At 70.2% G+C, this 14,971-nt stretch carries 13 protein-coding genes and 1 tRNA gene; 9 read left to right on the forward strand and 5 right to left on the reverse strand.

Annotated features, from left to right (window positions below):
- The first annotated feature begins 7 nt into the window (after positions 1-7).
- Genes queG through AC1PLR_RS12520 form a run of 3 tightly spaced genes read left to right on the forward strand, consistent with a single transcriptional unit; the run spans position 8 to position 2,896 of the window.
- A complete protein-coding gene (gene queG, locus AC1PLR_RS12510) occupies positions 8-1,114 on the forward strand; it encodes a tRNA epoxyqueuosine(34) reductase QueG (RefSeq protein ID WP_481101197.1) in 1,107 nt (368 codons plus the stop codon).
- Positions 1,115-1,140: 26 nt separating this feature from the next.
- Positions 1,141-2,481 carry an exodeoxyribonuclease VII large subunit gene (xseA, locus tag AC1PLR_RS12515; protein ID WP_481101198.1) on the forward strand — a complete coding sequence of 447 codons (1,341 nt, stop codon included), beginning with the start codon at positions 1,141-1,143 and terminating at the stop codon, positions 2,479-2,481.
- 28 nt (positions 2,482-2,509) lie between these two features.
- Complete coding sequence (locus tag AC1PLR_RS12520; protein ID WP_481101199.1) at positions 2,510-2,896, forward strand: hypothetical protein; 387 nt, start codon at positions 2,510-2,512, stop codon at positions 2,894-2,896.
- A gap of 82 nt (positions 2,897-2,978) precedes the next feature.
- On the opposite strand, the gene AC1PLR_RS12525 is transcribed toward AC1PLR_RS12520, so the two are convergent.
- The 3 genes from AC1PLR_RS12525 to AC1PLR_RS12535 form a co-directional block, all read right to left on the reverse strand.
- The gene (locus AC1PLR_RS12525) at positions 2,979-3,524 is read right to left on the reverse strand and encodes a lipocalin family protein (RefSeq protein ID WP_481101200.1); all 546 of its coding nucleotides are present in this window, start codon (positions 3,522-3,524) and stop codon (positions 2,979-2,981) included.
- A gap of 96 nt (positions 3,525-3,620) precedes the next feature.
- On the reverse strand, positions 3,621-3,899 hold the full coding sequence (locus AC1PLR_RS12530) for a hypothetical protein (RefSeq protein ID WP_481101201.1): 279 nt from the start codon (positions 3,897-3,899) through the stop codon (positions 3,621-3,623).
- A 314-nt stretch (positions 3,900-4,213) separates the two neighbouring features.
- Positions 4,214-4,289, reverse strand: a tRNA-Phe gene (locus AC1PLR_RS12535).
- Between the two features lie 319 nt (positions 4,290-4,608).
- Between AC1PLR_RS12535 and AC1PLR_RS12540 the strand changes: the two genes are divergently transcribed.
- The 5 genes from AC1PLR_RS12540 to AC1PLR_RS12560 all read left to right on the forward strand — a co-directional run bounded on the left by AC1PLR_RS12540 (position 4,609) and on the right by AC1PLR_RS12560 (position 9,221).
- A complete protein-coding gene (locus AC1PLR_RS12540; protein WP_010342826.1) occupies positions 4,609-5,085 on the forward strand; it encodes an LEA/WHy family protein in 477 nt (158 codons plus the stop codon).
- Between the two features lie 276 nt (positions 5,086-5,361).
- Complete coding sequence (locus AC1PLR_RS12545; RefSeq protein ID WP_019799679.1) at positions 5,362-5,859, forward strand: MarR family winged helix-turn-helix transcriptional regulator; 498 nt, start codon at positions 5,362-5,364, stop codon at positions 5,857-5,859.
- The gene (locus AC1PLR_RS12550; protein WP_481101202.1) at positions 5,856-8,024 is read left to right on the forward strand and encodes an FUSC family protein; all 2,169 of its coding nucleotides are present in this window, start codon (positions 5,856-5,858) and stop codon (positions 8,022-8,024) included. Before AC1PLR_RS12545 ends, AC1PLR_RS12550 begins: the two co-directional genes overlap by 4 nt.
- Entirely contained in the window at positions 8,008-8,214 is a 207-nt protein-coding gene (locus tag AC1PLR_RS12555) for a DUF1656 domain-containing protein (RefSeq protein WP_017916033.1), read from the forward strand. The genes AC1PLR_RS12550 and AC1PLR_RS12555 overlap by 17 nt, the downstream gene beginning before the upstream one ends.
- 8 nt (positions 8,215-8,222) lie before the next feature.
- A complete protein-coding gene (locus tag AC1PLR_RS12560) occupies positions 8,223-9,221 on the forward strand; it encodes an HlyD family secretion protein (RefSeq protein ID WP_481101203.1) in 999 nt (332 codons plus the stop codon).
- A 145-nt stretch (positions 9,222-9,366) separates the two neighbouring features.
- Here AC1PLR_RS12560 and AC1PLR_RS12565 read toward each other — a convergent pair whose 3' ends face one another.
- Together AC1PLR_RS12565 and AC1PLR_RS12570 are read right to left on the reverse strand one after the other, a co-directional pair.
- Positions 9,367-11,847: a S8 family serine peptidase gene (locus tag AC1PLR_RS12565; protein WP_481101204.1), complete on the reverse strand. Its 2,481-nt coding sequence runs from the start codon at positions 11,845-11,847 to the stop codon at positions 9,367-9,369.
- A 618-nt stretch (positions 11,848-12,465) separates the two neighbouring features.
- Positions 12,466-13,869 (reverse strand): S8 family serine peptidase, encoded by a 1,404-nt coding sequence (locus AC1PLR_RS12570; protein WP_481101205.1) that lies wholly within the window; start codon positions 13,867-13,869, stop codon positions 12,466-12,468.
- A gap of 232 nt (positions 13,870-14,101) precedes the next feature.
- Between AC1PLR_RS12570 and AC1PLR_RS12575 the strand changes: the two genes are divergently transcribed.
- Positions 14,102-14,938: a DUF6689 family protein gene (locus AC1PLR_RS12575; protein ID WP_481101206.1), complete on the forward strand. Its 837-nt coding sequence runs from the start codon at positions 14,102-14,104 to the stop codon at positions 14,936-14,938.
- The last annotated feature ends 33 nt before the right edge of the window (positions 14,939-14,971 follow it).

Consider the following 14,971-nt stretch of genomic DNA (forward strand, 5'->3'; position numbering starts at 1 on the left):
TTGCGCGATGTCCGCCCGTCTCGACATCGCCGATCCCCACGCCGCGGCCGCGCGCATCCGCGCGCTGGCGCGCACGTTCGGCTTCCAGCGCTGCGGCATCGCCGGCATCGAACTGCAGCAGGACGAGGCGCATCTGCGCGACTGGCTGCAACAGGGCCTGTACGGCACGATGCACTGGATGGCCCAGCACGGCGACAAGCGTTCCCGCCCGGCGGAACTGATCCCCGGCACGCTGCGGGTGATCTCGGTGGGCCTGGACTACGGCCGCAACGACGACGATTCGGCCTGGGACACGCTGCACGACGGCGAGCGCGCCTACGTCGCGCGCTATGCGCTGGGACGCGATTACCACAAGCTGATGCGCAACCGCCTGCAAAAGCTGGCCGAGCGCATCCAGGACGAGATCGGCCCGTTCGGCCACCGCGTGTTCGTCGATTCGGCGCCGGTGCTCGAACGCGCTCTGGCGCGCGACGCCGGCCTGGGCTGGATCGGCAAGCACACCTGCCTGATCGACCGCAACGGCGGCTCCTGGTTCTTCCTCGGCGAGATCTACGTCGACCTGCCGCTGCCGATCGACCCGCCGGCCAGCGCCCACTGCGGTACCTGCACGCGCTGCATCGACGTCTGCCCGACCCAGGCGATCGTCGCGCCGTACCGGCTCGATGCGCGCCGCTGCATCGCCTACCTCACCATCGAGCACGACGGCGCGATTCCCGAGGAACTGCGCCCGGCGATCGGCAACCGTATCTTCGGCTGCGACGACTGCCAGCTGATCTGCCCCTGGAACAAGTTCGCCAAGCGCAGCGACGAGCCGGACTTCCGCGCGCGCAACGACCTGGACAAGGCGACGCTGGCGCAGTTGTTCGCCTGGGAGGAAGACGAGTTCCTGCGCCGTACCGAAGGCAGCGCGATCCGCCGCAGCGGCCACGAACGCTGGCTGCGCAATATCGCCGTAGCGCTGGGCAACGCGCCGACCACGCCGCAGGTACTGGCCGCGCTCGGCGCGCGCGCGCAGCATCCCTCGCCGCTGGTGCGCGAACACGTGCAGTGGGCGCTGGCCCGGCACGCAGCCACGTCGACGCAGCCGGACGCAGCTGCCGACGTGCGAGGATAGGCGCCCGTACGCCCTGCACTGCCCGCATGTCCGATCGCGCCGACCAGATCCTCAGCCCCAGCCAGCTCAACACGCTGGCCCGCGACCTGTTGGAGAGCGCCTTCCCGCTGGCCTGGGTGGAGGGCGAACTGGGCAATGTCACCCGGCCCTCGTCCGGCCATCTGTACTTCACCCTGAAGGACGCGCGCGCGCAGGTGCGCTGCGCGATGTTCAAGCCCAAGAGCCAATGGCTGCGGTTCGTGCCGCGCGAAGGCCTGCGGGTGCTGGCGCGCGGGCGCCTGACCCTGTACGAAGCGCGCGGCGACTACCAACTGGTGTTGGACCATCTGGAGGAAGCCGGCGAAGGCGCGCTGCGCCGCGCGTTCGAGGAGCTCAAGGCGCGGCTCGCCGCCGAGGGCCTGTTCGCCAGCGAGCGCAAGCGCGCTCTGCCCGGCTTCGTGCGGCGCCTGGCGGTCATCACCTCGCCCAGCGGCGCCGCCGTGCGCGATGTGCTGAGCGTGCTCGGGCGGCGCATGCCGCTGCTGCAGGTGGACATCCTGCCGAGCCTGGTCCAGGGCGACAGCGCCGCGGCGCAGCTCGCCACGTTGCTGCGCCAGGCCGACGCCAGCGGCCGCTACGACGCGATCCTGCTGACCCGCGGCGGCGGCTCGCTGGAGGACCTGTGGGCGTTCAACGACGAACAGCTGGCACGCACGATCGCTGCCGCGGTCACGCCGGTGGTGTCGGCGGTCGGCCACGAGACCGACGTGACCCTGGCCGATTTCGCCGCCGACCTGCGCGCACCCACCCCGTCGGTCGCCGCCGAATTGCTGGTGCCCGACCAGCGCGATCTCGGCGCGCGCCTGCGTGCCCAGCACGCCGCGCTGCTGCGCTGGCAGCAGCACCGGCTGCGGCAAGCGCAGCAACGCGCCGACCGCGCCTTGCTGCGCCTGCAGGCGCAGAGTCCACAAATGCGCCTGCAACTGCTGCAGCGCCGCCAGCACGAGATCGGACGGCGGCTGGCGGCTGTGTGGCGGCAGCAACAGGAGCGCCGCCATGCGCAGTTGCGCCATGCAGCCGCGGTGCTGCGCGCCGCACAGCCACAACGGCGGCTGGCGATGCTGCGAGTGCGGCTGCTGGCGCTGGGCCGGCGTCCACAGGCGGCGATGACGCGGCAACTGCAGGCCGATGCGCAGCGCCTGCGCGCGCTGGCGCGCGCCCTGGAGACGGTCAGCCCGCTGGCCACCGTCGCGCGCGGCTACAGCATCCTGACCCGCGTCGACGACGGCAGCGTGGTGCGCTCGGCCGCCCAGGTGGCGCCCGGCGATCGGCTGCGTGCGCGACTGGCAGACGGCGAACTGCAACTGCGTGCCGAGCGCGAAGAATGATGCCGCTACCCGCCTCCTCCCCGCGCATATGACCGACAGCCTCCACGAAGACCGGATCAAGGCGATCCTGCACGGCATGCGCCGCGCCGAACGGCGTCGGGCCGAGCAACGCGCCGGCAACAGCGACCTGTTGTCGCTGATCGACGGCGCCGCCTATGGCGCGCCGGAAGATGCGCAACGGGCACTCGCCTGGCTGGCGCATGACGGCACCCTGGAGCACCTGAACCACGCCGACCTGCACAATGTCGGCGACACCATCTGCGTGGCCTGGAACGGCTGCGGCAGCGATCTGGCGACGCTGTCGCAGTGGTTGCGGGAGATGCGCCTGGCCGACGGCCGCGGCGCCCTGCAGGCGCTGCGCGACGGCGACAGCGCGACGCTGCTTGCCACCGCATTGGCGGCGTTCCCCGGCTGAGGCCGATCGGCCCAGGCGCCCGTCGCCCCTGCCCCAGAACGTACTGGCCTCAGTTGCGCGATGCGCCGCCGATCGGCGCCGCTCACTCCAACGGCGCGACCACCAGCAGCGGGTCGAGGTCGTAGCCCATCGCCACCGCCTTGGCCTTGATCGCCTCGAACACGCTGCGCTGCATGCGCGGCGAGCGCGACAGCACCCACAGGTACTTGCGTCCCGGCTCGCCGATCAGCGCCCACTGATAATCCGGATCAAGCGCGATCACCCAGTAGTCGGCCCACACCATCGGCAACCAGGACAACCAATCCGGCGCGAAGCGCACCTGCAGCCGCCCAGGATGACCCTCCACCCGCCGTGCCACGCCCTCGGCTGCGAGGGTGGCGCCATCGGCGGTGCGACAGGCGTTGCGCACGCCGATCTGGCCGTCGTCGCGCAGCACATAGGCCGCGGTGACGTCGCCGACGCATTTCTTCTGGAAGGAGACCGGCAGGTGCGCGATCTCGTGCCACTGCCCGGCATAGCGGCCGAGATCGAACGCGGCGACCGAACTGACCGGCTGCGCGGCACGCAGCGGCGGTGCGAGGCACAACAGGCACGCCAGCAACAGCAGCGCGATCGGCGAAAAACGCATGCACAGGTTCCGATGGACGGGAAACAGCAGCTTATGCAGGAGCCGCGCAGCGAAGTAAAGCGCGGCGCGAGACGCCGGCGGCGATGGCGTGGACGGTCAGTGGCTCAGATCGGCCATGCCGCGCTGGTCCGGCTGGCCGGCACATTGCACCGGCTCGCGCAGCACCACGCGCTCGACCACGCCGTCGTGCCGCTGCAGATAGGTGTTGACCATGACGCACTCGGCGCCGACCTGCTCGATGTAAGGCGCATCGGCGCCGGGACCACCCTGCTCGCCCGCATGCTCCCCCTGCTCGGCTGGCGCCGCCATGGCCGCGCCAGCCAGGACCCACAGCAGCGCCACGCCGCTCCATCTCCGTCCGAATCCGCTGGTCATTGGCAGGTCCCCCCGATTGCCCGTGCCTATGATTACGACAGGCAGCGCCATTGATTGAGCGGAAGATCCCGAAAAAACGTGAACTGGGTACGTTTGTCTACAATCGTGGACACGCTTTCTTCACGCGACATCGTTCCAGGAGGCTGTCATGACAGGCGGCACGCATGCGGAAATCTGCATAGCGCGCAGATCGGCACCTCCCTTAGGCGCAGCGCGGCAGACACGATCCGCCGACCCGCCACGCGGAATGGTTCAACACCGGCGCAAGCCTGAAAAAAGAAAGGCCCTACATCGCTGTAGAGCCTTGATATGAATGGTGGCCGAGGACGGAATCGAACCGCCGACACGGGGATTTTCAATCCCCTGCTCTACCAACTGAGCTACTCGGCCACTGCGCAACGCGGCAGGACCGGTGCGAGGACGCGCATCATAGCGAGGCGATCAGGATTGGGCAAGCGCAATGTTGCAGAATTTTCCTACCCACCGCCGCGGCACGTGCCGACGGCGCCCGAATCCTGCACCGGCGATGCTGAGCGCGTCCTCGGCATCCGGCTGGCGCACGGCAGGGACGCACGGTGATGGCCGCCGGCCGGATCGCCGAGGACCGCTCAGGGCAGGTGGCGGGGCCAAGCCTGCCATCGCTGCGCCACCATCGCATCCCGGGGTGTGGTGTAGTCTTCGCCGGTCTTCCCCTCCATGGACTGCGCTCATGCGTCACCCGCTCCGCCTCGGCTTGCTTGTGTTGTGCACCGCGTTGCTCGGCGCCTGCAGCGACGGCATGGTGCGGCGGGTGTCCGATCCGGCCGCCAGCGTGCAGCAACTGACGGTCAACATGGACGGCAGTTGGAAGGTGGACCTGCGCCTGCAGAACTACAGCAGCATCCCGATGCGCTACGACAGCCTGCGGCTGGACCTGGGCGTGGGCGGCGAAGCCGCCGGCACCCTGCAGGCGGCTCCCGGCATCTCGATCGGCCCGGAGACGGCGGATGTGGTGAGCGTCGCGCTTCGCCCCAGTTCCAGCGCGCGCATGGCCGTCGCCGATGCCCTGGCCGGCCGCCGCAGCCTGGAGTACACCCTCAAGGGCAGCATCGCCGCCACGCCCGAGGACAAGAAGCAGCGCAGCTTCGACATCGACGCCCGCAACATGCTTTCGCCGGCGCCCGGCCTGGACGGCGTGCTGCGTTGACCACGCGGTGGCGCTGAAGCGCCACCCCGCCCTGCCTGTCTCGAACGCGCCGTCCCCGGCTTCGGGGGCGTAACACGCCTGCGCGTCGACCTGCGCTTCACCGCATCCAGGCGCGTCCTCGACCTTCTCTTTGGCACGCTGGCCGCACCGCCCCGTCGGCGCCCGCCGCGTGCGCGTTTCCCACACCCGCCTTGTACCGCCCTCGTTCAGCCGGGATTACCGCAAAATTAATACATAAATGTATTATCTACATATGTATAAGATCCCGAGCCGGCCATGAGTCGCTTTGCCGCCACCGAGCAGCGCCTGGACGTGACTGCACGCAAGCATCCGCCCTTCCCGCGTGAAGCCGCGCTGCTGCTGCGGCTGATCAAGCTGCTGCACAAGCTGAGCCTGGACCAGAGCAACGAGGTGTTGCGGCCCTACGGCCTGAGCTATGCGGAATACAACGTCCTGATGATGATCGACGCCAGCCCGGACGGGACCTTGAACCCGTCCCAGCTCGGCGACGCGGCCGGCGAGAAATCCGCCAACATCACCCGCCTCACCACACAACTGGTCGACAAGGGCCTGATCCAGCGCACGCCCAGCGCCGAGGACCGGCGCATGCTGTTGCTGCGCCTGACCGACGCCGGCGAGCGCCTGATCGATGCGTTGATCCCGGCCCTGTGCGCCCAGCTCGACGCCTATGTGCGACATCTGGATCCGGCGGCGATGGCGCAGTTGCAGACGCTGCTGAAGGCCTTGTTGCGCGGCGTCGAGGACGCGGCATGAGCACGCCGCAGCCCAACGCGACCGCCGCTGCCGACGCCGCACCCGGCCTGCGCACGCTGCTGGCCGACGCCCTGCGTGGCGAAGGCGAGGCCTGGCTGTTCGTGCTGCGCACCCTGCTGTCGATCTATCTGGCCGGCTGGATCGCGCTGCGCCTGGACCTGGCCTCGCCGATGACCGCGATGATCACGGTGGTGGTGGTGATGCACCGGCAGACCGGCATGGTCTTCGCGAAGGGCTTCTACCGGATACTGGGCACGCTGATCGGCAGCGTCGCCGCGCTGACGATGGTGGCGCTGTTCCCGCAGGAGCCGGTGCTGTTCGTGCTGGTACTGTCGCTGTGGATCGGCGCCTGCACCGGTGGCGCGCTGCTGTACCGCAATTTCAAGGCCTACGCCTTCGTCCTGTCCGGCTACACGGTGGCGCTGATCGCGCTGCCGGCCGTGAATCAGCCGCAGAACGTGTTCAACCTGGTGGTGGCGCGGGTGACCGAGGTGGTGCTGGGCCTGCTGGTGACCGGCATCGTCAGCGACGTGGTATTCCCCAGCCGGCTGCGCCAGACCCTGCGCGACACCGTGCGCCGTGCCTCCGACCGCTTTCTGGACTTCGTCCGCGACGCCACCGGCGGCCAGTTGCCGCGCGAGGCGATGGAGCAGGCGCACCTGCGTTTCGTTCGCGACGCGGTGACCATTGAGGACCTGCGCAGTTCGGTGGTGTTCGAGGATCCGGAAGCGCGGGCCCGCAGCGGCCGCCTGCGCCTGCTCAACCAGCGCTTCATGGCGGTGTCGACCAGCTTCCAGGCGTTGCACCACTACATCAACCGGCTGCTGCGCAGCGGCGATGGCCACGTGGCCGAGGCCCTGATCGGCCTGTACCGGCCGCTCAAGGCCGCGCTCAGCGATCGCGGCGGACGCGAGGGCGCCGCCGCGACCGCGCGCAAGCTGGCCGCCTGCCGCGATGCGCTGGCGACACGGGCAGCCGCGGCACGCGAGGCGCTCCCAACGGCGCAGCACGAGGGTTTCGACACCGGCGTGTCGTTGCTGCAGCGGTTCTTCGCCGACCTGCACGATTACGTGGCCACCGAGGCGACCCTGGTCGCGCCGCAGCAGTGGCGCACGCCGCAGGATCGCGACACCGCGGTGTTCGTGCGCGGCAACGACTACGCCGCGGCAGCGTTGACCGCGCTGCGCAGCGCGCTGCTGGTGGCGACGATGTGCTGGCTGTGGATCCAGGCCGGCTGGATCAGCGGCGCCACGGCGGTGTTCCAGGCGGTGGCGCTGAGCGCGATCCTGTCGTCCAGCGCCAATGCACCTGCCGCCGCGCGCTCGCTGTTCAATGGCTTCGTGTTCGGCATCGCGCTGGGCGTGGTCTGCCAGTTGCTGGTGCTGCCGCAGATGGACGGCTACGGCCTGTTCGTCGCCGGCACCTTGCCGTTCCTGCTGGTGACCCTGTACCTGGCCTCGAAACCGGCGCTGTACGGCTTCGCCACCGGCGCCAACCTGGCCTTCGTCTCGATCCTGGCGGTCCAGCCGACCCCCAGCTTCAACGCCGCGGCCACCTTCAACAGCGTGGTGCCGTTGCTGCTGGGCACGCTGGCGGTGAGCGCGACGTTCGTGTTCGTACCGCCGGTGATCGGCACCCGCTGGCAGCGCCGGCGCCTGCTGGAGCGGCTGCGGCGGCAGACCACGCTGGCCGCGCGTGCGCCGCTGCCGGGGCTGGCGCTGCGCCTGGAGAGCGTCAACCGCGACCTGTTCCAGCAGATCGTGGCGCACACCCCGCCGGGCAGCGACGAACTGCGCGACCTGCTCGGCTGGGCGCTGTCGGTGCACGAGACCGGGCGCACCCTGGTCGAGCTGCGCCGCGACGCCGCCGAAGGCACGCTGTCGCCGGCACTGGCCACCGCGGTGGATGCCGCCGTGCAGGCGCTGGCCGATCTGTATCTCGACCCCGGCCCGCAGCGGCACCGCCAGGCCCTGCAGCGGGTGGAGGCCGCGCTGGCCGCCAGCCAGGTGGAAGGCGCGGTGCCGCTGCGCTGGAAGCCCACCCGCGAGCATCTGTTGCTGCTGCGCGGCGCGCTGCTCGACGCCGATTCCGTTCTCGCCGCGCTGGCCGATACGCCTGCGCCGACCACCACCACGCCAGGAGCCGACGATGCTGCTGCCCGCTGAACTCTCGATCGCCGGGGTGTACGTGCCCGGCCTGCTGGTGCTGGGCCTGGCCCTGCTGCTGGTCGCCTGGGCGCTGGACGCCGTCGCCGGCCGCGCCGGCCTGTACCGCTACGCCTGGCACCCGTCCCTGTTCCGTCTGGCCATTTACGTCGGCGCGTTCGCCGCGCTCGGCCTGCTCCTTCTTCCGTGAGTCCCGCCATGAAGATCCCTGCCCTGATCCGTTTCGCCCTGACCGCCATCGTGGTGCTGGTCGCCGCCCTGCTGGCGCATGCGCTGTGGCGCCATTACATGCTCTCGCCCTGGACCCGCGACGGCCGTGTGCGCGCGGAAGTCGTGCGCATCGCGCCCGACGTGTCCGGCCTGGTCGATGCGGTGGCGGTGCGCGACAACCAGCACGTCAAGCGCGGCGACCTGCTGTTCAGCGTGGACCGCAAGCGCTACGAACTGGCGTTGGAAAAGGCCCGCGCCAACCTCGCGGTGGCGCAGGCGCAGGCGCGTGCGGCCGGCGCCAGCCTGTCGGCGGCGGCGGCCACCCAGGCGGCCAGCGAAGCCGAGTTCCAGATGCGCCGCGCGCAGGCCGAACGGCGCGCGCGCGCCGCTGCGGTGATCTCCGCCGAGGCACGCTCGGATGCCGAAGCTACCGCGCGTTCGGCGCAGGCCGACGTGCACCGCAGCGCGGCGCTGCGCGGGCAGGCCACCGCGGCGCAGGCGCAGGCAGTGGCGACGGTGGAACAGGCGCAGGCCGCGCTCGACCTGGCCGAGCTGGATCTGCAGCGCACCCAGGTCCGCGCCACCGCCGACGGCTACATCACCAACCTGGAAGTCCGCGTGGGCGACTACGCCCAGGCCGGCGGTGCGCGCCTGGCGCTGGTGCGCGACGATGCGATGTGGGTGTACGGCTATTTCGAGGAAACCAAGCTGCCGCGGGTGCACGTCGGCGATCGTGCCGATATCCGCCTGATGAGCGGCGGGCTGATGCTGCACGGCCAGGTGGAGGGCATCGCCCGCGGCATCGCCGACAGCGACAACCCGACCGGTACCTCGCTGCTGGCCGACGTCAGCCCCACCTTCAACTGGATCCGCCTGGCACAGCGCGTGCCGGTGCGCATCCGCATCGACCCGGCCAGCGTGCCGCAGGGCACCCTGCTCGCGGCCGGCATGACCGCCACGGTCAGCGTGCATCCGCGGCAGGAGTGAAGCCGCTCCTGCCGCTGCAACGATGGATCCCGCGAAGCGGTGGCGACGCGTTCAGGATGCAGACACCGAGGATCCGCAGCAACGGCATCAAGGCACGGCGCAGGCCTTGCACCTGCGCGCGTGCCGTCATTGCAGCGACCGGCCCTCAGTCCTTCGCCTGCCGATTGACGCCGAGGAAGCGTCCCGCGATCACCGCGTAGCCGCTGCGCGACACCGTGCTGCCCGGGTCGAAGTAGGCATGCAGGGTCGGCTGCAGGTCCTGCGGCCCCTGGGTCACCGCGAAGCGCGCGTTGAGGATGCCGGCATCCAGCGCCAGTTGCACGTAGCCGCGCAGGTTGCCCGGGATCGCCGCCACGTCCTCGATCGGCAGGCGCTGGTTGTTGTAGCTCACCGACAGCGTGCCGTCGAAGGCCAGCGCCTGCGTCTGCAGGCCCAGCGCCTGCACCAGTGAATACGCCAGTTGCAGTTTGCTGACGGCGTCGTTGGGGCGGAAGTCGCCCGCGACCAGTCCCAGCACCGCCGCCTGGTTCTGCTGCAGGTCGCGCAGCGCCCCGCCCTTGCCCACCGCCGCCTCGGCGAACGGATAGGCCGGGTCGTTGCGGCCGAGCCCGCTGAAGCTGGGCGTGGCCGGCAGCGCCTGGCGCACGCCGGCGCCCATCACCAGATAGCGCGCCAACTCCGCGCGCTTGAGCGGATTCTGCGGACGGAACAGCCCATCGGCGTAGCCGTCCATCAATCGGTTGGCGACCGCGTACTCCACCGCGCCGCGATCGCGGTCGCCGCTGGCGACATCGTTGAGGCCGGTGTAGCCGCCGCTCAGCAGGAAATCCAGGGTGCCGCGCACCGTGCCCGGGGCCGCCAGGCCATTGCTGCCCTTCGGAGCAACCGGGACACCACTGATCGAGCCGATGCCGCGCACGCTGATGGTCCAGGTGCCCGGCTTGCCCGGCGCGCCGACGCTGACCGTGCTGCCCAGCAACGGCAGCGCCACCGGCGAGCCGTGGCTGACGCCGTCCGGATCGGTCAGCACCAATGCCTGGGTGTTGGCGTCGATGGTGGCCTTGGCGCTGACCCAGGCGACGTCCTTGCCGACGGTGAACGCCTGGGTCTGCGGCGTGCCCACCGGCGAGAACGCCACTTCGAACGGCTGGCTGCCGCCGGGCAGCAGCAGCGCGTTGCTGTAGAACGGATGCAGAGAATTGACCGTCTTGCCGAAGCCGCTGCGCTGCTTGCTCGCTTCCAGCAGCGCGGCATAGGCGTTCACGTAACCGGCACCGGCCTCCCAGTAGGTGCGCCCGGGGATGTTGGTGGCGGTGCGTTCGAGCAGGTCCTTGACCTGGTCCGGGGTCAGGTCCGGGTTGGCCTCCAGCAGCAGCGCGACGATGCCGGCCACGTGCGGGGTGGCCATCGAGGTGCCGCTCATGGTGGTGTAGAACGGCAGTTGCGCCGGCGCGATCAGCTTGCTGTCCTTGTCCGCGGCCAGCGGCGGCAACGCGCCGGTGGAATCGCGGGTGGAGACGATATCCACGCCGGGCGCGGTGATCGTCGGCTCGTTGAGATAGGTCCAGGTCTTGCCGTCGGCCATGGTGAAGCTGCCGCTCTCGCCGCGCTTGCCGCGAGAGGAGAAGTCGGCCAGCGTGCCGTCCTTCTCGCCAGCAGCCACCGAGATCACCCACGGCGCCTGCGCGTACGGATTGTGCGTGTCCTCGTTGGGGCCGTCGTTGCCGGCAGCGAACACGCTGACGATGCCGCGCTTGTACAGTTCATAGGTGGCGACGTTGACCGGATTCTGCGGGTCGAACTTGCCCGACGAGCCCCAGGAATTGCTGGTGACGCGGATCGGATCCTTGAAGCTGAACTGGTGCGTGGCGGCATAGTCCAGGCCGCCGACCGCGTCCAGGATCAGCAGCACAGCGCCGGATCCGTAGCCGACCAGGCTGGCGCCGGTCGCCACGCCACGGTAATCGCCGTTGGACTGCGCACCGGTGCCGCCAACCGTGCCCGCGCAATGGGTGCCATGGCCGGAGCCGAGGTCGGTGTTGGGCACGCCCTCCGCATAGGTGATCGGCAGCATCGCATCCACATTGGCCAGGTTGGTGGTGCCCAGCACGTTCTGCACGACGCGGGTACCGTAGGCGAGATCGCGATGGGTGGCATCGATGCCGGAGTCGTTGATCATCACCCCGACGCCGCGGCCGCTGTACGGCAGCGCGCGGCCGAAATCGCCGGGATTGCCCTGCGCACGGTCCACGCCGGTCAGTTCGCGCGCTTCCTTGTTGAAATAGCGCAGCGGCGCGTTGTAGTAGATCGAGGCGACGTCGTCGCGCTGCGCCAGCGCGCGGATCTCGGCCGGCGTGGCCAGCGCGCCGGCGATCGGCAGCGTGCGCATGGTGATCCCGCGGGTGATGCCCAGCGCATGCAGCGCGGTGAGCTGCGAGGCCGACACCGGCCCGGTCTGATCGTAGGTGATCACGATCTGCAGCTCGTCTGCCGCAGGCGCCGCGGCGAGCTTGGCCTCCAGCAACTGGTCGAGATGCGCGGCGGCCGCGGCGTCGCCGCCGACGAAGGTGCCGCCGGCAAGGACCGCGCAGATACCGATGGCAAGAACGGGACGGCGAATGGACATTGCGGAGTCTCCGGATCGTCGAAGCCCGGAACGGGCGGTCGCCGCAGCGTGCGGGGCGCGCCGAGGCGCGGCCAATCCGGTATCGCACCCAGGCCGGCCGGGTGGAAACACTCAGCCGCGACGCATGCAACCACCACCGGATGGAGGGTGCGCTCTCCTGTCGCCGCGCGCGACAGTCGGCGCCGGGGCATGCCACCCGATCCAGCGAACACCGCGGCTGGAACGGCAACAGAGTGCATTGCAGGCAGAAGGCGCCGACATGCGGCAACGACAGGGTGCGGCAGCGGCAGCGGCGTGCCGGGTCCGGCGCATTCGGCGCGCGGTGCGGCCGAACGGGATGCGGGACGTGCGGGGCCCGTTCCGATTCCCGGACGCCATTCCGGGGAGCGGTGGAACCCCGCACGTCCAGCACGGGGGATCGCGGTGGCTGCCGACCACGGCGCCGAACGGCGACGGCGTGATCGCAGGCAACCGCGAAAACGTCAACGACATCAGTCGATCGGACGGCGTGTCATTTCGTCGAAGAACGGCGACGTCCGGACTGCATCGCAAGCACCGACACGGCGGTCGACTGCGCTTGCGGCGGATCGGGCGGACGCTGGCGTCCGCCCGATCCGGTCACTTCTTGCTGGCTTCGCGCAGCGCCGAGTAGGCGTTGAGGTAGCCGGCGCCGACTTCCCAGGAGGCGCGCCCCGCCATCGGCGTGGCCGTGCGCTCGATCAGGTCCTTGACCTGGTCCGGGGTCAGGTTCGGATTGGCCTCCAGCACCAGCGCCACCACACCCGCCACATGCGGCGTGGCCATCGAGGTGCCGCTCATGGTGGTGTAGAACGGCAGCTGCGCCGGCGCGATCAGCTTTTCGTCGGTCTGTGCCGCCAGCGGCGGCAGCAGACCGGTGGAGGCGCGGGTGGAGATGATGTCCACGCCCGGCGCGGTGATGCTGGGCTCGTTGATGTGGGTCCAGCTCTTGCCGTCGGCGGTGGTGAAGGTATCGCGCTCGCCGGCCTTGCCGCGCGAGGAGAAGTCGGCCAGCGTGCCGTCGACGTTGCCGGCGGCGACCGAGATCACCCACGGCGCCTGTGCGTACGGGTTGTGGGTGTCTTCCTTGGGACCGTCGTTGCCGGCGGCGAACACGCTGACGATGCCGCGCTTGTACAGCTCGTAGGTGGCCACGTTGACCGGGTCGGCGGGGTCGAACTTGCCGGACGTGCCCCAGGAGTTGCTGACGACGCGGATCGGATCCTTGAAGCTGTTCTGGTGCGAAGCCGCATAGTCCAGGCCGCCGACCGCGTCCAGGATCAGCAGCACGCCGCTGGAACCGTAGCCGACCAGGCTGGCACCGGTGGCCACGCCGCGGTACTTGCCGCCGGACTGCGCGCCGCTGCCGCCGACCGTGCCGGCGCAGTGGGTGCCATGGCCGGAGCCGGCGTCGGTGTTCGGCACGCCTTCCACGTAGGTGACCGGCAGCATCGAATTCAGATTGTGCAGGTTGGTGTTGGCCAGCACGTTCTGCACCACCCGGTCGCCGTAGGCCAGGTCGCGGTGGGTGGCGTCGATGCCCGAGTCGTTGATCAGCACGCCGACGCCGCGACCGGTGTACGGCACGGTGCGCCCGAAGTCGCCCGGATTGCTCTGCGCGCGGTCGACACCGGTCGCCTCGCGCGCGTCCTGGTTGAAGTAGCGCAGCGGCGCGTTGTAGTAGATCGAGGCGACGTCGTCGCGCTCGGCCAGCGCCAGGATCTCTTCGGGCGTGGCCAGCGCGCCGGCGATCGGCAGGGTCTGCATGCTGACGCCGCGGGTGATGCCCAGCGCCTGCAGCGCGGTCAGCTGCGCCGCCGACACCGGCTTGGATTGCTTGTAGGTGATGACGATCTGCAACTCGTCGGTCAGCGGCGCATTGGCCAGCTTGGACTCCAGCAGGCTGTCCAGATGCGCGGCGGCTTCGGCCTTGCCGCCGGCCAGGATACCGCTGGCGAGGACGGCGCAAATGCCGATGGCGAGAGCGGGACGACGGATGGGCATCTGGAATCTCCGGTGAGTGGGCCCGGGACGGGCCGGTGACTGCAGCCTGACGCGACGGCCCGGCGGCGCCTATCCGGGATCGCCCCTAGCGGTCGTGAGTGGAAACACCCAGGGCCGCGTGCATCGCCCGTACGGATCGGTATGATCCAGGCGTAAGCCGCTGCCTCGCCGCGTCGCCGGGCGGAACGCGGGTGCGGTGCGCGGTGTCGGCACATGCAACAGGGGGTTTCAGATGCACACGATGTTCGCAAGGGTTTGCCTGCTGTTCTGCGCCGTTGCGGCGTCCGGCGGGCTCGCCGCGCAACCGCTGCCGGTGCAGGTGGAGGTGAGCGGCAATGTGGCGACGGCGGCGATCGGCGCCGGTCCGCACCCACTGGCCGAGGTGACGCTGGAATTCGACAGCGCCAGCGATCTCAACCCGGGTAGCCTGGGCCTGAGCGCAGAGTTGCTGACCCCGGCCCAGGTCACTGCCTTGCTGCCGCGACTGCCCAGCACGCAAGCCGGCCAGGTGCCAGCGCAGTTGCCGCTGCTGATCACGGTGACGCCGCCGCCGAACGGTGGCCTGTCGTTCCGCCGGGTCGTGCATGTGGAACTGCATACGCATGCGCTGGCCTACACCGCCGACAGCACCCTACGGCTGGTCAAGGCGCCGCTGGGAGGCGATTTCCGCGACATCACCGACGAGATCGCGCCCGGCAGCGTGCGCGCCCGCGGCACCACCGGCGGCTTCTCGCAGTTCATCGTGATCCACGACCTGCGCCCGACCGCCACGGTGGTGGCCGCCAAGCTGAGCCGCCTGCAGGCGCTGGTGGCGCAGTTGCCCGCCAATGAGGCGACCCCGCTGGCGAGCATGCTGAACAGCGTGCAGAGCGCCCTGGCCAATGCCGACTACACCGCCGCCACGGTGGCGCTGGACGGGTTCCGCGAGCAGGTGTCGGCACGCGCCGGCCAGGGCATCGCGCAGACCTGGAACGCCGGCATGAGCGAGGGCAACCCCGCCGGTGAACTGCTGGCCGGCGCGGCGACCCTGCGCTTCTCCATCGACTACCAACGCCTCTACGCGCCTTGAGCGTTGCGGGACCGGTCACGCACGCCGCCACGA

This window comes from Xanthomonas sp. NCPPB 3570 (genome assembly GCF_056725115.1).